Origin of the sequence: Nocardia colli (genome assembly GCF_008704205.1) — a bacterium.
Taxonomy (GTDB): Bacteria; Actinomycetota; Actinomycetes; order Mycobacteriales; family Mycobacteriaceae; genus Nocardia; species Nocardia colli.
In genome coordinates this window covers 1-18,204 of the sequence record NZ_VXLC01000002.1, presented here as the reverse complement: position 1 = coordinate 18,204, position 18,204 = coordinate 1, and the positions used below count along the sequence as shown (strand labels likewise).

The 18,204-nt window shown below is 67.1% G+C and carries 20 protein-coding genes and 1 tRNA gene; 9 read left to right on the top strand and 12 right to left on the bottom strand.

What is annotated here, in order from left to right; genetic code table 11:
- Position 1: 1 nt before the first annotated feature.
- From F3087_RS06760 to F3087_RS06750, 3 genes are read right to left on the bottom strand one after another with little or no spacing between them, the layout of a single operon-like run.
- The gene (locus F3087_RS06760; RefSeq protein ID WP_150400986.1) at positions 2-190 is read right to left on the bottom strand and encodes a hypothetical protein; all 189 of its coding nucleotides are present in this window, start codon (positions 188-190) and stop codon (positions 2-4) included.
- Between the two features lie 55 nt (positions 191-245).
- Complete coding sequence (locus F3087_RS06755; protein WP_150400985.1) at positions 246-710, bottom strand: DUF2752 domain-containing protein; 465 nt, start codon at positions 708-710, stop codon at positions 246-248.
- A gap of 43 nt (positions 711-753) precedes the next feature.
- Positions 754-1,131, bottom strand: a complete 378-nt coding sequence (locus tag F3087_RS06750; RefSeq protein WP_150400984.1) for a glyoxalase superfamily protein — start codon at positions 1,129-1,131, stop codon at positions 754-756.
- Between the two features lie 75 nt (positions 1,132-1,206).
- On the opposite strand from F3087_RS06750, the gene F3087_RS06745 reads away from it, so the two are divergent.
- From F3087_RS06745 to F3087_RS06730, 4 genes are all read left to right on the top strand, one after another.
- Positions 1,207-1,488 (top strand): hypothetical protein, encoded by a 282-nt coding sequence (locus F3087_RS06745; RefSeq protein ID WP_150400983.1) that lies wholly within the window; start codon positions 1,207-1,209, stop codon positions 1,486-1,488.
- Positions 1,489-1,729: 241 nt separating this feature from the next.
- Positions 1,730-2,782: an alpha/beta fold hydrolase gene (locus tag F3087_RS06740; protein ID WP_150400982.1), complete on the top strand. Its 1,053-nt coding sequence runs from the start codon at positions 1,730-1,732 to the stop codon at positions 2,780-2,782.
- Positions 2,783-2,915: 133 nt separating this feature from the next.
- Entirely contained in the window at positions 2,916-3,206 is a 291-nt protein-coding gene (locus tag F3087_RS06735) for a putative quinol monooxygenase (protein WP_150400981.1), read from the top strand.
- Positions 3,207-3,317: 111 nt separating this feature from the next.
- A complete protein-coding gene (locus F3087_RS06730) occupies positions 3,318-3,824 on the top strand; it encodes a hypothetical protein (RefSeq protein ID WP_150400980.1) in 507 nt (168 codons plus the stop codon).
- 77 nt (positions 3,825-3,901) lie between these two features.
- Here F3087_RS06730 and F3087_RS06725 read toward each other — a convergent pair whose 3' ends face one another.
- The 3 genes from F3087_RS06725 to F3087_RS06715 form a co-directional block, all read right to left on the bottom strand.
- Positions 3,902-4,513 (bottom strand): Uma2 family endonuclease, encoded by a 612-nt coding sequence (locus tag F3087_RS06725; RefSeq protein ID WP_223884883.1) that lies wholly within the window; start codon positions 4,511-4,513, stop codon positions 3,902-3,904.
- Between the two features lie 171 nt (positions 4,514-4,684).
- Positions 4,685-5,968 carry an RNA polymerase sigma factor gene (locus F3087_RS06720; protein WP_150400978.1) on the bottom strand — a complete coding sequence of 428 codons (1,284 nt, stop codon included), beginning with the start codon at positions 5,966-5,968 and terminating at the stop codon, positions 4,685-4,687.
- A gap of 15 nt (positions 5,969-5,983) precedes the next feature.
- Positions 5,984-6,403 carry a YciI family protein gene (locus F3087_RS06715; RefSeq protein ID WP_150400977.1) on the bottom strand — a complete coding sequence of 140 codons (420 nt, stop codon included), beginning with the start codon at positions 6,401-6,403 and terminating at the stop codon, positions 5,984-5,986.
- Between the two features lie 308 nt (positions 6,404-6,711).
- Here F3087_RS06715 and F3087_RS06710 point away from each other — a divergent pair, with 308 nt between their 5' ends.
- From F3087_RS06710 to F3087_RS06700, 3 genes are all read left to right on the top strand, one after another.
- Complete coding sequence (locus F3087_RS06710; RefSeq protein WP_150400976.1) at positions 6,712-7,011, top strand: hypothetical protein; 300 nt, start codon at positions 6,712-6,714, stop codon at positions 7,009-7,011.
- Positions 7,012-7,037: 26 nt separating this feature from the next.
- A complete protein-coding gene (locus tag F3087_RS06705) occupies positions 7,038-7,253 on the top strand; it encodes a hypothetical protein (RefSeq protein ID WP_150400975.1) in 216 nt (71 codons plus the stop codon).
- 306 nt (positions 7,254-7,559) lie between these two features.
- Entirely contained in the window at positions 7,560-8,405 is an 846-nt protein-coding gene (locus F3087_RS06700) for a class I SAM-dependent methyltransferase (protein ID WP_150400974.1), read from the top strand.
- 215 nt (positions 8,406-8,620) lie between these two features.
- On the opposite strand, the gene F3087_RS06695 is transcribed toward F3087_RS06700, so the two are convergent.
- Both F3087_RS06695 and F3087_RS06690 read right to left on the bottom strand, forming a co-directional pair.
- Positions 8,621-8,696: transfer RNA gene (locus tag F3087_RS06695), tRNA-Thr, on the bottom strand.
- A gap of 72 nt (positions 8,697-8,768) precedes the next feature.
- Positions 8,769-9,974 carry a DNA polymerase III subunit delta' gene (locus F3087_RS06690; protein WP_150400973.1) on the bottom strand — a complete coding sequence of 402 codons (1,206 nt, stop codon included), beginning with the start codon at positions 9,972-9,974 and terminating at the stop codon, positions 8,769-8,771.
- Between the two features lie 120 nt (positions 9,975-10,094).
- Here F3087_RS06690 and F3087_RS06685 point away from each other — a divergent pair, with 120 nt between their 5' ends.
- Positions 10,095-10,640 (top strand): DJ-1/PfpI family protein, encoded by a 546-nt coding sequence (locus tag F3087_RS06685; RefSeq protein WP_223884882.1) that lies wholly within the window; start codon positions 10,095-10,097, stop codon positions 10,638-10,640.
- A gap of 6 nt (positions 10,641-10,646) precedes the next feature.
- On the opposite strand, the gene F3087_RS06680 is transcribed toward F3087_RS06685, so the two are convergent.
- From F3087_RS06680 to F3087_RS06670, 3 genes are all read right to left on the bottom strand, one after another.
- Positions 10,647-11,150, bottom strand: a complete 504-nt coding sequence (locus F3087_RS06680) for a mycothiol transferase (protein ID WP_150400972.1) — start codon at positions 11,148-11,150, stop codon at positions 10,647-10,649.
- Positions 11,151-11,216: 66 nt separating this feature from the next.
- Positions 11,217-14,123: a type I DNA topoisomerase gene (gene topA, locus F3087_RS06675; RefSeq protein WP_150400971.1), complete on the bottom strand. Its 2,907-nt coding sequence runs from the start codon at positions 14,121-14,123 to the stop codon at positions 11,217-11,219.
- Positions 14,124-14,445: 322 nt separating this feature from the next.
- Positions 14,446-14,652, bottom strand: coding sequence for a cold-shock protein (locus F3087_RS06670; RefSeq protein ID WP_011206895.1), 207 nt, complete (start codon positions 14,650-14,652; stop codon positions 14,446-14,448).
- Positions 14,653-15,088: 436 nt separating this feature from the next.
- Between F3087_RS06670 and F3087_RS06665 the strand changes: the two genes are divergently transcribed.
- Positions 15,089-17,455, top strand: a complete 2,367-nt coding sequence (locus F3087_RS06665; protein WP_150400970.1) for a DEAD/DEAH box helicase — start codon at positions 15,089-15,091, stop codon at positions 17,453-17,455.
- A gap of 314 nt (positions 17,456-17,769) precedes the next feature.
- Here F3087_RS06665 and F3087_RS06660 read toward each other — a convergent pair.
- Positions 17,770-18,204 (bottom strand): Rv3654c family TadE-like protein (locus tag F3087_RS06660; RefSeq protein WP_396897535.1); only part of this gene is annotated, 435 nt, incomplete at its 5' end.

Here is an 18,204-nt window from a genome sequence, read left to right as displayed (position 1 = left end):
GTCAGAACACCAGGTAGCGCGACGCGAGTTCTTCGACGAGGGGGTCGTCGTCGGGGACGCTGTTGAGCGCCTCGAGATCGGATTCGACCGAGAGCTGACGGGTGTCGTCGTGTTCGGTGTCCGGCACACCATCCTCCGCGAGCTGGCGCAGTAGCTTCGCGCGGACCCGGTCCTTCAAGGAATCGCTCATGGGTGCAGCTTGCCCGGTTCGCGGCGGCGGAATCGTCTCGGCACGCCGGGCCTGATCACACCGGGGCGAGCCAGGTTCCCCACGGGGTGTTGCGCAGCACGGTGTAGACGGTCAGCAGCGCGAAGAAGGTCCACATCGTGGCGCGGCTGATCGACGGCAGGCGCATCCGCTGACCGCGCCAGGCGCGCAGGGTCCAGTCGGTTATCCACAGGACGAACGCGAGCACCAGCGGAACCGCAAGCAGGTTGCTGTGCAACGAATCCAGCAGGTGGCCGTCGGTCAGGTTGTGGATCGCCCGCATGCCGCCGCAGCCGGGGCACCAGAATCCGGTCAGCGCGTAGACCGGGCAGACACCGTAGGAGCCTTCGACGTGCGGGTCGCGTACGTGCAGCAGCACGCCGATCCCGATGCCCACGCCGGCCACCAGCAGCGGAACTCCTACGCCACGCAGACCCTGCCTGGTCGGGGGCGCTGATTGCTGGTGCGCCGCCGGTTCCGGTGCGACGTGCGTGCTGTCCACAGCACCAACGGTAACTGCGTGCCGCCGGTCACCGCCACAGGTCCTACTCGGGCTGGGCGAAGCGCAGGGTGTTGCCGGACGGATCGATCAGCTCGAAGCCGAGTCCGCCCGGGCCGGCCTCGGGCGGCCCCGGTTTGGCGTAGCGGTATTCCTTCTTCGTCAGCTCGGCGTACCACGCCTTGACGTCGGCGACGGCCAACCACACGACTGTGCCCGGGGTCCCGTCACCGTGGTGCTCGCTGAGGTGTAGTTCCGCCGCGCCCCGGGAGACCTGCGCGTACAGCGGGAAGTCGTCGCCGAACCGGTGCTCCCAGTCGACGGTGAAACCCAGGTAGTCGCGATAGAACTCGTATGCCCGCGCGACGTCGAACATGCGCAGGACGGGGATGGGTGCTGCGAAGCCGATCTCGTCGGAAGCCACCCCACGATCATCGCACCGGGGTCCGACAAGATCGAATATATTTGCTATTTGCGCAGGTAGAGTATGATTTCCGCTGTGGACGCCGCTGGTTCTGCCAGGCTCGACGGATTCACGGTCAACGCGACTCGCAAGCTCGAATTCGGGCATGTGGGGCACTGGTCCGCACCCGGGCATCGCGATCTCGACGATGGCAGCCAGCGAATGGTCGCGGTCGAGATCGATCCCGGCGACGGCTCCTCGGTCGTGGTGTTCGTCCGCGCACCCAACCGCAGCGACGTGCCGAACGACTTCCATCCGGACGATCAGGTGTGCCTGGTGATCCCCGAGGTGATCGCCGCGCTCTACCCCGCCGACTGAGCGGGCGCGCGGAAACCGTTACTGGATCGCCACTTTCGCGGGCTAACGCGCTCCCGCGCCGTTGGCGATGAAGACAGCAGAGGCCTGCTCCGGACGTTAATTCTTTGTGAAAACAGACAGTGTCACTGCACCGAATTCCGGGTATTCAAGCCTACGAGCCAGAAGTTCCGCTGCGGCGCGCTTGCACTAGCAAGCACTCAGCTTGCACTGTACTGTGGCGGCAGACACAAAGGAGTGCCCGATGCTGGTGAAGTCGATGAAGACTTTGGCGGACGCGCGTAATGGCGCCCTGACCGCCGGTTACCGTGCCGGATTGCGATCACGCACCTTCCGGACCGCGTCGTTGAACGCTCCCACAGCTCCCCTGGAAATCATCCCGGTCACCACCGTGGACGGCGCCCGCCTGCGGGTGCACGCGTACGGCCCCGCCGACGGCGAGGTGATCGTGCTGATCCACGGCTGGAGCTGCAGCATCGAGTACTGGAACCCGCAGATCAACGCGTTCGCCGACCGGTATCGGGTGGTCTGCTACGACCAGCGCGGGCACGGCGCCAGCGAGCTCGGCCGGCGCATGCCGAGCCGGGACACCCTGGCCGACGACCTGTCCGCGGTCCTCGACGCCACCCTGCGCCCCGGCCAGCGCGCCGTGCTCGCCGGCCACAGCATGGGCGGAATCACCGTGCAGGCGTGGGCGGCTCGCTATCCCGAGCAGGTCACCCGCCGCGCCTCCGCCGCCATCCTGCTGAACACCACCGCGGGTAACATCCGCTACGACACCGACCTGCTCCCGCTGCTGAACAAGCAGCTCACCGTGCAGAACAAGCCGGTCACCGTGCTCGGTGCCCCGCTGCGCCTGCCGACCTTCGTCTCCGAGACCGTGCTGACCAGCCCGGTCCCGCTGCCCGGCGGCTGGCTGGTCGGCGCGGTGCTCAAGGACCGGGTGATGAGCAAGCACGCCAGCGCCGACGAGGTGAACTTCGCCCTCGGCATCGTCCGCTCCTGTCGCCCGCTGGCCCGCGGCAAGCACGCCGCCGCCCTGGCCGACCTCGACGTCAGCGACGGCGCGGCACACCTGACCATCCCCACCACGGTCATCTCCGGCAGCTTCGACCGGCTGCTGCCGGAGCGGATGGCCCGCCGGATCGCCGACACCCTGTCCCGCACCGGCCACCTCGCCGCGTACCACAGCTGGCCCACCGGCCATCTCGGCAATATCGAGGCCGCCGACCGCTTCAACGCCGAACTCGAGCTGGTCGCCCAGCAGGCCACGGTCCGCACGGCCGTCGCGGGCTGACCCCCGAACGTTCTCCTGGGCCGGTCAACGGCGCCCGGCCCAGGAGCAACACCCACGCACCGATGAGTTCCCCGCCGCGCGATCGTCCTTACTGCTGAGCACGCAATCCCCCTCAGCAGAAGAGGTTTCGCGAATGTTGATCATCGCCGGTTACGCCGAAGTCGACCCCGCCCAGCGCGACGCGTACGTCAGCGCGTTCCAGGACCTGCTCAGCCGCAGCCGATCCGCCCCCGGCTGCCTCGACTGCGCCATCACCGCCGATCCCGTCGACCCGGACCGGGTGAACGTGTACGAACGCTGGGACACCCCGGAAAATCTCGAAGCCTGGCGCGCGGTGGCCGATGCCCCCGCCCTCGACATCACCATCAAGAACACCTACGTCATGAAGTACACCGTCACCGACGAGCGTCCGCCGTTCGACTGAGTCGGCGCTGTCGTCTGAACAACTGTCGCCTGAACAGCGGATATCCGCCGATCGATCCCGATGGGATCGTGTTCAACGTACATTCCCCAAACATTTTGTTAAGGAAATACGTTGAGTACTTCAGGTTTTCGACTTCTCGGCATTCGCACGGCAGCAACGGCGGTTGTCCTGGCGGCAGCGGTGACCACGGCGGTGGCCGCGGGCGTGTCCGCGGCTCCGCCGTCGGGCAGCAGCGGCAGCGGAAGTGGCAGCAGCGGTGGCGGACCCGGCAGCAGCGGCAGCGGTAGCGGACCCGGCACCCCGGCCCCGCCGACCCAGCAGTGCAACCAATCGACCCAGGCCGGCGGCCCCGGCGTCACCAACACGATGCACCAGCTCGGCCGCCCCGGCCCGGCCTCCTTCGTCCTGTCCTACGAAACCTTCAACATCCCCGACCAGATCGAGGTCTTCTACCAGGGCGCCCGCGTCCACAACACCGGCTACATCGGCGACGACATCAACGAGGGCACCGGCTCAGCCGTGATCAACATCCCGCCCGGCACCGCAACCGCCGTCCTCGTCCGCGTCACCGGCCCCGGCGGCACCGACTGGAACTACACCGTCCACTGCCCCCGCTGACCCGCTTCTATCGAACGGGACATGGTGGCGACCGCTGCGGCGTGTCAGAGCCACCATGTCCCGTTGGACGGGCTAGGTCAGAATTCGAGCTCGGTCCATGGGATGGCGATCGAGAACGGGAACTCGATCTCGATGCCCGCCTCGTCGGCGTGGGTCCATTCGCCGGCCAGCAGGTAGTTGTTCGTGCGTAGCGGGTGCACGCCGTCCGGCAGATGCCCGTGCCCCGACTCCAGCGCGTAGGCACGGACGGTCGCAATGGCACTCGACTCGGGTGCCAACCTGACCTCCCAGTACCAAGGGATCCCGGCACCGGCGTACCGGCCTTTCTTGGCCTCGACGTCGGTCTGCGTGTTGGACGGGGACAACACTTCACCGACCAACAGGACATCTGCGGCGCGTACATCTTGGTACGCAGATTCCAGACAGCGGTGAACCAGGAAGTCCGGCGTCAAGAAGTTGGACTTCCCGTTGGCACCCAAGAAGACATTGGTCTCTAGATTGACCTGCCAGCAATGCTCCGGGCTCTCGGACATGACCTTCCACGCGCAACGCTCGATGGAATTCGTCAAACGGCGCATGAAGGTCTGATGTTCGGCAGGCCCACGACGGACCCAAACCACTCGGCCGTCCCATAGCTCGATCTGCTCGGCGATCTGCTCGGGAAGGCGCTGCAATTCCTCCCAGGTCATGAACTCAGGGAGGTCCGGCCGCTCGATGCTCGGGAGAGACATGCCGCAATAATAGTGGTGCAACTGCCCGCCTAACCAGGGAGTTTGCTCGCAAGGTCATCGAACGGGACATGGTGGCGGCCGCTGCGGCGTGTCTGCGCCATCATGTCCCGTTGGGCGGGCTGGCGGTGGTTAGTCCAGGGTGGTGAGTTTGTTGGTGAGGACGGCGCGTTCTCGGTCGTTGCCGCACAGGGTGATTGCTCGGGTTAGTTCGGTGCGGGCTTCGGCGTTTCGGCCCAGTTGGATCAGGAGTTCGCCGCGTACGCTCGGGAGCAGGTGGGTGCTGGAAAGTTCTGGGGTGGAGGATAATTCGTCGACGATCGGGAGGGCGGCGGCTGGTCCCTGTGCCATCGAGACCGCGACCGCGCGGTTGAGGTCGACCACCGGGGAAGGGGCTAGTCGGCCGAGGGCTTCGTACAGCAGCACTATGCGTTCCCACGCGGTTTCCTCGACTGACGGTGCGACAGCGTGACATTCGGCGATCGCGGCCTGTAGGCCGTAAGCGCCGAGACCTCGCCCGACTCGCACGGCGCGGTCCAAAGCCGCACGGCCACGGCGGATCGCGGCGCGATCCCAGCGTCGGCGGTCCTGGTCCGCCAGTAGGACCGGGTGTCCGTCCGGTCCGGTGCGGGCGGGAAAGCGCGCCGCGGTCAGTTCCAACAGCGCCAGAAGTCCTTGTGCCTCAGGCTCGTTCGGCACCAACCGGGCGAGCACCCGGGCCAGGCGCTGCGCCTCGCCCGCGAGCTCGGACCGGATCAGTTCGCTGCCGGAACTGGCCGAGGATCCTTCGGTGAAGATCAGATAGACCACGTTGAGCACCGAGCCGAGCCGCTCGCTCCGCTCCTGCGCGGACGGCACCTCGAACCGCACCCTGGCCGCGGCCAGCGTCTTCTTCGCCCGGGTGATGCGCGCCTGCACGGTCGCCGTCGGCACCAGGCAGGCCTTGGCGATCTCGTCGCTGGTCAGGCCGCCGACGACGCGCAGTGTGAGCGCGACCCGGGCGTCCCGGGACAGCGTCGGGTGGCAGGAGATGAACATCAGCGCGAGGATGTCGTCATCGATTTGATCCGGATCCCACAGCACGTCACCGGCCGCCGGAGGCTCGGCCGGTTCGCTACCCGACACGGCGCCGCCTTCACTCAAGTTGTGGGCAAGGGCCGTGTACCGGTCGTCGAGGGCCGAGCGCCGCCGAAACGCGTCGATGGCGCGCCGCCGGCCGACGGTGAGCAGCCAGCCCGCGGGATTGTTCGGCACCCCGTCGCGCGGCCAGGTCACCAGCGCTTCGGCGAGTGCCTCCTGCGCGAGGTCCTCGGCGAGCGAGAAATCGCCGGTGTAGCGCGCCAGCGCGCCGACAATCCGCGCGGATTCGATCCGCCAGACGGCAGCGACGGCCTCACGACCGGTGTGCTCGGCCATCGCCCGCCGTCCCGGTCAGAGCTGGCCGGTGGCTTCGCGCCACTCCCGCTCCTTCTTGACCCACTCGTTGTCCTGCGGGAATTCCTCGATCGAGGCGACCCGCCGGATCTCGGTCTTGAATCCCGGCGCGGCCATCGGCATCCGCTTGGCCCACTCGATCGCCTCCTCCTTCGACGCCACGTTGAGAATGTAGAAGCCGCCGAACAACTCCTTGGTCTCACCGTAAGGGCCGTCGGTGACGATCGGCTGCTCGGCAGAGTAATCGACCACCACGCCCTCGGCCGGATCCGTGAGCCCCTCCGCCGCGAGCAGCACCCCGGCCCGGATCAGCTCCTCGTTGAACTGCCCCACGATTTCCAGCATCTTCTCGAAGTCGACCTCACCCATCCCGGCGTAGGCCTCGTCCGTCGCGCGCATCACCAGCATGTACTTCATGGTTTGTCTCCTCGGTTCATCCGGATCCCTGCTGGACCCTTTCACCCTTAGGTCGAACGGGGGTGACCGAAGATCGACACGCCCTCGAACTTTCTTTTTTCGTGGATCGAACGAGACATGGCAGCGACCGCTGAGGCCTGAATCCACCGCTGTGCGACGAGCCCTGCCGCCGGCGAGCAATGTGAGCTACCGCACAACGCCCGGAGGGAACCGACCGGCCGAGTGCCGCATCTAATCCTGTAGTAGCGCAAGGAATTTGATTGCGTCACTCCGATGGGGGCACCGGTCACGTCGGGCAAATTCGAAGGGTGGGAACCGAATTGAAGTACTCCGCAAAGTCTGCCGCTGCCGCGTTCACCGTGCTCGCCGCACTCTCGATCGGGTCGGTGGTCGAGGCGCAGCTGGCCAGCGCCGCGCCCACGAGCATCGTGGTGGCGCAGAAGGCGCCGCAGGGCGCGCAACTGTCGGCCGCGGAGCAGGAAGCCGTCGATAACAAGAACGCCGGCCGCCCGTACGACCGGGCCGCGTACAACAGCGCGATGCAGAAGATCAAGCAGGCCGAAAAGTACGATGGCGACCGGAACAAGCAGAAGCGCGGCCGCAAGTAGTTCGAGCAGAACCATAGGGGACCTTCATGACATCGACCGACTACCAGGCACTGCACTTCTCCCAGGCGAACCCCGCCGGCCCCGGCCAAGGGGACGTGCCGGCACTGCTGCGCACCATCGCGTCCACGATCGAAACCCTCGGCCCGATCACGGTGGCGGACCTGATCCTGCACACCGAGGTCACCGCGGACGGTGACTGGCCGTCGATCACGGTCTACTACAGCAAGAACGACGCGGAGTAACGACGAGCAACCCCTGCATGCGAATCCGCATGCAATCCGCATGCAGGGGTTATCGAACCGGGGGTCCGCGACGCGACGAGCGAGCACGCCGACGCGTAGCTCCGGGATCGGGCGCCCCGGATCCGACATTCGGCCCGTGCCATTGGCTCGCCTCGCTCGCGATGCCCGAGCGCCCCGATGGCGACAGATCTTGGCGGCCAGGCCATCTCGCTATGGCAGTCAGAGCCCTTCAGGCGCATCCTGTGTAGTGCACGGAGTGGGCGGGCGTGGCCGGCATGCGGGGTTCTGGCCGGCGAGGAGGAGTGCATGGAAAGCACACCGAGCAGGACGGCGATGTTTGCGGCCGTGTCACGTGGATTATTTCGCCTGGAGACGGCGTCGCCGTGGGTACTGGACGATGCGCTGGCACTGGTGCTCGTCGGCCCGGTATGGCAGCAGCTGCGCGACCGGTTCGATCCGCTGTTCCCCGACCCGGTCCGCCGCGAGTCCCGCGCGGCTGTCTGCACCCGCAGCCGGTACGCCGAGGACCGGCTGGCTGCCGGCGCCTTCACCCAGTACGTGATCCTCGGCGCGGGCCTCGACTCGTTCGCGTGGCGGCGGCCAGATCTGCTCGGCTCGCTGACGATGTTCGAGATCGATCACCCGGCCTCCCAGGCCTGGAAGCTCGAGCGGGTCCGGGAGCTCGGCCTGCCGCTCAGCGACTCACAAGTATTCGTGCCGGTTGATCTCGAGGCCCAATCTATTCAGGATGCGCTGGGCCCGGCCGGATTCGACTGGGCACAGCCGGCGATGTTCAGCTGGACGGGCGTCGCCCCCTATCTGACGGCACAGGCGATCGAGTCGACGTTGCGCACGATCGCGACGGCTGCTCCCGGGTCCGAGGTGGTGTTCTCCTACCGGGCCGAGGACTCTGCGCTCGATGACAGGGGAACGGAATTCGCCCGTATCTATACGCCGATCGCAGCTTCCGTCGGCGAGCCGCTTCAGCCTGGCTGGCCGGCATCGGAGATCGAGCGGCTGATCAGCCGCTGCGGGCTGAAGGTCGTGGACCACCCCACATGTGCCGACCTCCAGCAGCGGTACTTCACCGGCCGTACCGATGGCCTGCGGCCCTATACCTTCGAGACCCTGGTGGCCGCGCAGGTCACCTGAGCGCGCGTAGGCCAAGTCGGCAACTTCAGGATGTGATCCTGCGATGACCCAGCGGCGCCACATGGCACGCGGCCGGGTGCATCACGCGACGGCTGATGCCTTGAACCGTGCGGTAAGTGATCCCACCTGATCAGCGGGCGTTGAGTGACTTAGTTGGGAGTTCAGCCAGATAGGTGGAACTCCGGTGAGGGCCGAAATCGGCCCTACCTGGGGTATGGAGCCGCCTGCGAGAATCGAACTCGCGACCTTTTCATTACGAGTGAAGCGCTCTACCGACTGAGCTAAGGCGGCGTGCCTTTCGGCGTGGCGAGTCTATCGTCTCGGGGGCTGGATCGCGAAAACGGGTGGTCATCGGGGGCTGGGTCAGGTGGTTTGGGCGGCGGTCAACGCGGCGGCCAGGGCGGCCAGGGCGAAGCGTGGTTTGACGTTGACGTCGAGGGCTTCGCGGCAGGCCAGGACGGCGTCGATGGATTTGAGCAGGCCCTCGGGGCGGACGCGGTCGGCCAGGTCGTGGATCTGGTCGGACAGGTCGGGGTGGGTGAGGGCCACGCCGGAGCCGTTGCGGGCGGCGCCGAAGCGGACGGCGAGGGCGTCGCGGTAGACGCCGGCCACGTCGATGAGGGCACGGTCGAGCGAGTCGCGGCCGGTTCGGGTGGCGCGGGATTTCTGGCGGCGTTCCAGATCTTTCAATACGCCGGCCGAACCACGGGTGGCGCCCGCAGCGCCTTTACCGGTGCCGCCCGCGCCCATCGCGGTCGCCAGTTCCTCGCGTTCGCGGTCGTCGCGGCCGGCGCTCATCTGTTTGGCTTCGTCGTCGGCTGCCTTGACCAGTTCGTCGGCGGCGGCATAGGCGGCGCCGGGTTTCGAGGCGGCGGCGACCAAAGCCAGTGCGCGTTGGCGACGTTCGCGCGCCTCCGCGTCGGTGGCCAGGCGGCGGGCCCGGCCGACGTGTCCGCCGCTGATCGAGGCGGCCCAGTTCGCGGTCTTCTCGTCGAGGTTGTCGCGTTCGCGCAGCACCCGTGCGATGGCCGGCACCGAGGGGGTCACCAGGTGCACGTGCCGGCAGCGCGAACGCAGGGTCACCGAGATGTCCTCGGGGTCGACCGACGGCGCGCACAGCAGGAACACCGTCCGGTCCGGCGGCTCCTCGACCACCTTCAGCAGCACGTTGCCCGCGGCCTCGGTCAAGCGGTCGGCGTCCTCGATGACGACCACCTGCCAGCGGCCGGTGCTCGGCCTGCGCGAGGCGATCTGCACGATCTCGCGCATCTCCTTGGTGCTGATGCTCAGCCCCTCCGGAATCACCCGGCGCACGTCACCGTGTGTGCCCGCCATGGTGGTGGTGCAGGCATGGCAGTGCCCGCAGCCGGGCGTGCCGGGATCGGTGCACTGGAGCGCGGCCGCAAAGCACAGTGCCGCAACGGATCTGCCCGATCCGGGTGGCCCGGTGAACAGCCACGAGTGCGTCATCGCGCCCTGGACGACCTCCGCGCGGGCCGCGACCGAGGCAGTCGTGAGCGCGGACTCGACCGCCTCCTGGCCGACCAATCGATCGAAGACTCCTGCCACGCCGTACACCCTAGCGGCCCGCACCGACACGGATCGCCCGGTCGGGGTCCGGGCGACGCGCGGACCGGTATTGACCGGGCCGCCGGCCGGGCGGATCCTCGAGAAGGAGGTGGAATCACCGTGAGAATCCTGTTGATCACCGGCGATGCGGCCGAAGACCTCGAGGTCATGTACCCGTATCAGCGTCTGCTCGAAGAGGGCCATGAGGTGCACATCGCGGCCCCGGCCGTGAAGAAGTTGCAGTTCGTGGTGCACGACTTCGTCGACGGCTTCGATACCTATACCGAAAAGCTCGGGCACAGCTGGCCGGCCGACGTCGCGTTCGCCGATGTCGACCCGGCCACCTACGACGCGCTGGTGGTGCCGGGTGGCCGAGCGCCGGAGTACCTGCGCAACAACCCCGACTGCCAGCGCCTGGCCCGGCACTTCGCGGAGGCGGGCAAACCCATCGCCGCGCTATGTCACGGACCGCTGATCCTCGCTGCCGCAGGCATTTTGGTCGGCCGTTCGTGCAGCGCGTACCCGGCGCTGGCGCCGGACATCGAGGCGGCCGGGGGCAAGTTCGTGGACAGCGAGGCCTATGTCGACGAGAACATCGTCACCGGCCGCGCCTGGCCCGATCACCCGGCCTGGATGCGCGAATTCCTCAGGGTGCTGGGCAAATAGCGCGGTTCACGCGATCCGCGAGTAGGTGCTGTTCGCGCCGTCGAGTTCTTCGCGGATGATGTCGGCGTGCCCGGAATGGTGTGCGATCTCCCGCAGGATGTGCAGCAGCGTGTAGCGCACGGTCCACCAGATCCGCTCCGGCGACCAGGGAGCGGTCGGCGTCGGGACCGAGGTGTCGAGGCTGTCCACCGTGCGGATGAGTTCCGCCGTCGCCGCCGCGACCTCGTCCCATTCGGCGAGCAACCCCGCGACCGTCTCACCCTCGGCCATCACGTACTCGCCGTCGAACTGCGCGGGATCGAGTGCCGCGGTCTCGTCCCGCTCGACGAGCACCGTGGTCCAGTGCCGCTCGCAGCTGATCAGGTGATGCAGGAGCCCGCCGAGGGTGAGTTCGCTGGCGGTGGTGCGCCGGCGTGCCTGCTCATCGTCGATGCCGCGCACCGTGATTCGGAACAGATCGCGCTGGTTGGCGAGGATGCTGATCAGGTCTTCGCGTTCCTGGTCGGCCATGGGTGGATCCTTTCGCAGGTCGAGCATTCGGACCGTAGATTACGGCCGTCCGCCCGACCCGCGAACTCAGGAGTTCCCGACGCCGGTCTTCTTCGCCGCCGTCTTCTGCGCGGCGGTCTTCTTGGCGACCGTCTTGGTCGTCGTCGACTTGCTCGCGGTGGCCTTCTTGGCCGCGGTTTTCTTCGCCGCGGTCTTCTTCGCGGGCGCCTTCTTGGCCGCCGCCTTCTTCTTCACCGGTCCGCGCGCACGTCGATCCGCGAGCAACTCCATCGCCCGCTCCGGGGTGATGGACTCGATCTCGTCGCCCTTGCGCAGGGTGGCGTTGGTCTCGCCGTCGGTGACGTACGGACCGAACCGTCCGTCCTTGATCACCATCGGCTGACCGGAGGCGGAGTCGTTGCCGAGCTCGCGCAGCGGCGCCGTGGCCGAGGCCTGCCGTCCGCGCCGCTTCGGCTCGGCGTAGATCTTCAGCGCCTCGTCGAGGGTGACGTCGAAGATCTGATCCTCGCTGGTGAGCGAGCGAGAATCGGTGCCCTTCTTCAGGTATGGGCCGTAACGGCCGTTCTGCGCGGTGATCTCCTCGCCGGAGGCCGGGTCCGCGCCGACCACGCGCGGCAACGACAGCAGCTTGAGCGCGTCGTCGAGCGTGACGCTCGCCAGTTCCATCGACTTGAACAGCGACCCGGTGCGCGGCTTGGGCGCGGCCGCCTTCTTCGCCGTCTTCTTGGCGGGCGCCGGGGTCTCCTCGGCGGCCGGTTCGGGCAGCACCTCGGTGACGTACGGGCCGAAACGTCCTTCCTTGGCGACGATTTCGTGCCCGGACGCCGGATCGATACCGAGTGAGCGACCTTCCTGCGGCGTCGAGAACAGCTTCTCGGCGACCTCGATGGTCAGCTCGTCCGGCGGCAGATCGTCGGGCAGGTTGGCCCGCTGCGAGATCGAATTGCCTTCGGGGTCATCGGGATTGATGACCATTCGCTCCAGGTACGGCCCGTACCGGCCGACCCTGACGACCACGTCGCGGCCTTCGTCGTCGGCAAAGAGCTTGATGGAGTTGACTTCTCGCGCATCGATGTCGTCGAGGCGCTCGCCGACCATCTTCTTCAGGCCGCCGGAGCGCGCGACCGAACCCTCGACACCGGTCTCGCCGCCGAAATAGAAGCTGGACAGCCAACTTCCGCGCTGCTCACGACCGCCGGCGATGGCGTCGAGGTCGTCCTCCATGCCCGCGGTGAAGTCGAAGTCGACCAGCCGGCCGAAATGCTCCTCCAGCAAACCGATTACGGCGAACGCCACCCACGACGGCACCAGCGCGCTACCGCGCTTGTACACATAGCCGCGGTCGAGAATCGTCTTGATGATCGACGCGTAGGTCGACGGACGGCCGATGCCGAGTTCTTCGAGCGTCTTGATCAGCGACGCTTCGGTGTATCGCGCGGGCGGATTCGTGCTGTGCCCATCGGGATTCAGCTCGACCGCGGTGACGCCCTGGCCCTCGGCCAGCGCGGGCAGCCGGGATTCGGCGTCGTCGGATTGACCGCCCGCCTCCTCGTCCACACTCTCCACGTAGGCCTTGAGGAAGCCGGCGAAGGTGATGGTGCGGCCCGAGGCGGAGAACACGCATTCCTCGCCGGTGGTGGCGGTGCCGGTGATGCGCAACGTCAGCGTGGTGCCCCTGGCGTCGGCCATCTGCGAGGCGACCGTGCGCTGCCAGATCATCTCGTAGAGCCGGAACTCGTCGTTGTCCAGCCGCGCGTGCAACTGACCAGGGGTGGCGAAGGTGTCGCCGGCCGGGCGGATCGCCTCGTGGGCCTCCTGCGCGTTCTTCACCTTGCGGGTGTATTGCCGCGGGGTCGGGTGCACATACTCGGCGCCGTACAACTGAGTCGCCTGCGACCGGGCCGCGGCGATCGCCGACTCGGACAGCGTGGTCGAGTCGGTACGCATATAGGTGATGTAGCCGTTTTCATACAGCCGCTGCGCGACCCGCATCGTGCGCTCGGAGTTGAAGCGCAGTTTGCGCCCGGCCTCCTGCTGCAGCGTCGAGGTCATGAACGGCGGATACGGCTTGCGGGTGTACGGCTTGGCCTCCGCGGAGGAGACCACCAGATCGGCGCCGTCGAGCGCCTGCGCCAACCGGCGGGCATAGCCCTCGTCCAGCACGACCACGCCGGACGCGGTCTTGAGCTGACCGTCCGAGCTGAAGTCGCGACCGGTCGCGACGCGCGCGCCGGCGACATTCACCAGCCGCGCACCGAAGGTCCGCGGGTTGCTCGTGTCGCCGTCTTCGCCGGGGCCCGCGTCGAGCTTCGCGGCGATATCCCAGTATTCGGCCGACCGGAAGGCCATCCGTTCGCGCTCGCGCTGCACGATCACCCTGGTGGCGACCGACTGCACGCGACCGGCGGAGAGCCGGGGCATGACCTTCTTCCACAGCACCGGACTGACTTCATAGCCGTAGAGCCGGTCCAGGATGCGGCGGGTCTCCTGCGCGTCGACCAGATCGTTGTCCAGGTCTCGCGTGTCGGCCGCGGCCGCCTGAATGGCCGGCTCGGTGATCTCGTGGAAGACCATGCGCCGGACCGGGACCTTGGGCTTGAGCGTTTCCAGGAGGTGCCAGGCGATCGCCTCGCCCTCCCGGTCGGGGTCGGTGGCGAGGTAGAGCTCGTCGGCGTCCTTCAGCAAGCTCTTGAGCTCGGCGACCTTGGCCTTCTTATCGGGGCTCACCACATAGATGGCCTCGAAGTCGTGGTCCACGTCGACGCCGAGGCGCGCCCAGGACTCACCCTTGTATTTGGCGGGAACGTCCGCCGCCCCACGTGGCAAGTCCCGGATATGTCCCACCGAGGCCTCGACCGTGTAGTTACGGCCTAGGTAGGGCGCGATTTTTCGGGCTTTGGTTGGGGACTCGACGATCACGAGACGACGCAGGGGACGGCCCTGGTCGGCTGCACCGCGGTCTCGTGTTGCCACCGGCGAATACACCTTTCCTGTCGACCCGCGTCGGCGCTTTTCGGCGCTGTGCGCGGCTGGGGCAAGCGGGGACGACGGCTGGGCGTCGCCACCAGACACGTTTATACCTTGACGCTACGTGTGGTCGAGTGCTTGCGACTTGAACCACAGAGCGTACGCGCGTCACTGCGACTCAGTATGCCTTGTGTTCAGGCCCCGGCTGTGCCACGGCGTGTTCACCAGCGTCGAACCCGAGTCGCCTGGGTGTGTCTTTGCCCTAGATATAGCTCGTCCCCCACCCCCGGGTTACCGGCGGTGAGGGACGAGAGTTGGATTGCGTCGCTCAGCTGAGCGCGCGAACTCCGGTGGCCTGCGGGCCCTTGGTGCCCTGGCCGACCTCGAACTCGACCTTCTGGTTCTCTTCGAGGGTGCGGAAGCCCGACCCCTGAATTTCGGAGTAGTGGACGAAGACGTCAGCGGAGCCGTCCTCGGGCGCGATGAAGCCGAACCCCTTCTCCGCGTTGAACCACTTCACAGTTCCCTGTGCCATTCTGTTCCTTCTCTTTTCTTACCGGAACGGCGGACAACTGGGTTCGTCCACCGGGCCCGTTCCGACCGCTGTACTGTTGGTTCCCCCTGCAGGAAAGCACCAAGCACACCGTTCGCAACATCGATCCTGCTGACGGTTTGGACTTTGGATCCGACCCTCGAACACAGAAGCTTGCGACCAGGAACCAGTGAACCATGTCTTCGAGCAATTCAACAGTCGAGTTACCGACAATTTGCAAAAAAGTTGATCTTGCGAATGCGCAGGTGAGGGACACAATGCCAGAATCCAGACTTGAGGTTCGTTTGCCTCCCGATAACCGAGTGCGCGTATGGCAAACAGCCTGTGACCCAGGTCGCTATTTGGTATCGAATTGGCAGGTAGGGCTTCCTACTCGCGCACGTTTCACACTTTCTCAGCGTGTCGCGGCGCGCGCCGCATGAATCCGGCGAACTCGACCGCACGGACAACGCCGGACAACGGCCTCGGCTACGGGACATCGTTGCTGAATCGTGTCCTAGCCGGTGACCCTGCCGACGACCCCCGGCTGACCCATGTCGTAGAGCTACCGGCACGCGCCGCCGAGGTCACCACCTGGCCCGATTGGACATCGGCAGAAGTGATCTCGGCATTACAGGACACCGGAGTCGACGCGCCGTGGAGTCATCAGACCCGCACCGCCGACCTCGCCCACGGCGGCGCGCACGTCGTGGTCAGCACCGGGACCGCGTCCGGCAAGTCGATGGGTTATCAACTGCCGGTATTGACCGCGTTGCGCGAGGATCCGCGCGCCACGGCTATTTATCTGTCACCGACCAAAGCGCTCGGCGCCGATCAGCTGCGGGCCGTCGGCGCGCTGACCCACGAGGGACCGCTGCGCGATATTCATCCAGCAACCTATGACGGCGATACGCCGGCCGAGATCAGGCAGTGGGTGCGGGCCAACGCACGCTGGGTTTTCACCAATCCCGACATGCTGCATGTGGGGATCCTGCGCTCGCATCAGCGCTGGGCCCGGGTGCTGCGCAGGTTGCAGTACGTGGTGGTGGACGAATGCCATGCCTATCGCGGGGTTTTCGGTTCGCACGTGGCGCTGGTGCTGCGCAGGTTGCGGCGGATCGCCGCACGGTACGGAGCCGATCCGGTGTTCGTGCTGTGCTCGGCGACCACCGCCGAGCCCGCGGCCGCTGCCTCGCGGCTGATCGGGGCGCCGTGCGTCGCGGTCACCGAGGACGGGTCGCCACAGGGGCCGCGCACCGTCGCGCTGTGGGAGCCGCCCCTGCTCACCACAGTGACCGGGGAAAACGGTGCACCGGTCCGGCGAGCGGCCACCACGGAGGCCGCCCGGATCATGGCGGACCTGGTGGTGGAGGGCGCGCGGACGCTGACTTTCGTGCGGTCGCGGCGCGGGGCCGAACTGACCGCGATGGATGCGCGGCGGCTGCTCAGCGAGGTCGATCCGGACCTGGCCGAGCGGGTTGCCGCCTATCGGGCCGGGTATCTCGCGGAGGATCGGCGGGCGCTGGAGACGGCGTTGTCGGATGGTTCGTTGCTCGGGGCGGCGACTACCAACGCGCTCGAGCTCGGGGTGGATATCGCGGGGCTCGATGCGGTGGTGATCTGCGGTTTTCCCGGGACGGTCGCGTCGTTCTGGCAGCAGGCCGGGCGGGCAGGGCGACGCACGCAGGGGTCGTTGGTGCTGCTCGTAGCTCGGGACGATCCGCTGGATACCTATCTTGTGCATCATCCGGAAGCGTTGCTGGACAAGCCGGTCGAGGCGACCATCACCGATCCGCGCAACCCTTATGTGCTGGGCCCGCAATTGCTCTGTGCCGCCTTGGAACTGCCGCTCACCGACGCGGAGGTGGACGAGCTCGGCGCGCTCGAGGTGCTCACCGGGCTGGCCGAGAAAGGGCTGATCAGGCGGCGGGTGGGGGCCGAGGACCGCGGGCGCTGGTACGTGACCGCCGAGACGCAGCCGCACGACGCCGTGGATGTGCGCGGCGGGATCGGTACGCCGGTGGCCATTGTCGATGGGGAGACGGGCCGATTGCTCGGCACGGCCGATGCCGGGCGGGCGCCGGCGACGTTGCATCAGGGGGCGGTGCATCTGCATCAAGGGGAGACCTTTGTGGTCGATGAGCTGGAGCTCGAGGACGGTGTCGCGTTCGTGCACGCCGCTGAGCCGGGGTGGACCACCAGTGCCCGATCGGTCACCTCGATCGCCATCGACGAGTTGACCGAGCAGCGCGTTCACGGCCGGGTGATGACGGCGCTGGCGCAGGTCAGGGTGACCAGTCAGGTGGTCGGGTATCTGCGCACGCTGGTCAGCGGCGAGGTGCTCGACCTGGTCGAACTCGATATGCCCGAGCACACGCTGGTGACCAGGGCGGTGCTGTACACGGTCAGTCCGGAGTTGTTGGCGCTGGCCGGGATCGACGCGGCGGACGTGCCGGGCGCGCTGCATGCCGCCGAGCATGCGGCGATCGGGCTGTTGCCGCTGGTGGCGACCTGTGATCGCTGGGATATCGGCGGAGTCTCCACCGCCGAGCATCCGGATACCGGACTGCCGACGGTGTTCGTCTATGACGGTCAGCCGGGTGGTGCGGGGTTCGCCGAGCGCGGGTTCGCCCAGCTGCAGCGCTGGCTCTCGGCGACCCTCGCGGTGATCGAGTCGTGCGGGTGCGCGGCGGGCTGCCCGTCCTGCGTGCAGTCGCCGAAGTGCGGGAACGGGAACCATCCGCTCGACAAGGCCTGCGCCGCACGATTACTCACCGCGGTGCTGGCCGAGCTGTCCGTCCGGTGACGTCGTCGAGCTCGGTTCGTGACGGGGCCGAGCTCGACGCGTGACCGGATATCGACCTGACCTGCGCGGACCGGGTGACGGCGGCGGGCAGTATGCCTGGACGTCGGTCCAGGAGCGGTGGTCGAATAAAGAGGAATTTATTCAGGTTAACTGCGCTATTGCCACATCGCCGCCTGCGTACATGCGCATTCATTAGATACTTTATCCGCGCGCCTGCGGACAATTGTGCCGTCTGAAATTAAACGGCCAGGGCAATTGCCGATTTCCGCTACTCGGGACAACGACAACGGGACGCGTCCGCACTTAGGTTTCTCTCAGTCTTCAACGGGTCCGGCCCGTGCCACTGCGCGCACCATGCCGACGACTAACAGACTCATTGGTACATTCCTGTTAACAATCACAGTGGCATCCCACTCTGCGACTTCGCACTCTTGCATGCGCGTTCCCATCCGGCGTGCGACTTCACCCGCCGCCGCGCATCCCGCATCAGCCCCTTCGGTCAATGCACCCGCCGCCGCGAGTGCCGCCAAGTCCGCGGCGGCCTGCGCCTGATGCCGGGTTACAACCACCACACCCACCTGCCCGATCATCAGCGTTGCCACGATGAGTCCGGCCAGCGCGAGGCACGCGAACACCGTCGCCGCTCCGTCGTCAGCCCGCAGGTTCGGCGCGAGACCATGACCGGCTCCCGGGCCGGAGCCAGAGCCGGAGCCGGGGCCGCGGTCGGACCCGAAGTCGGGGCCGGAGCC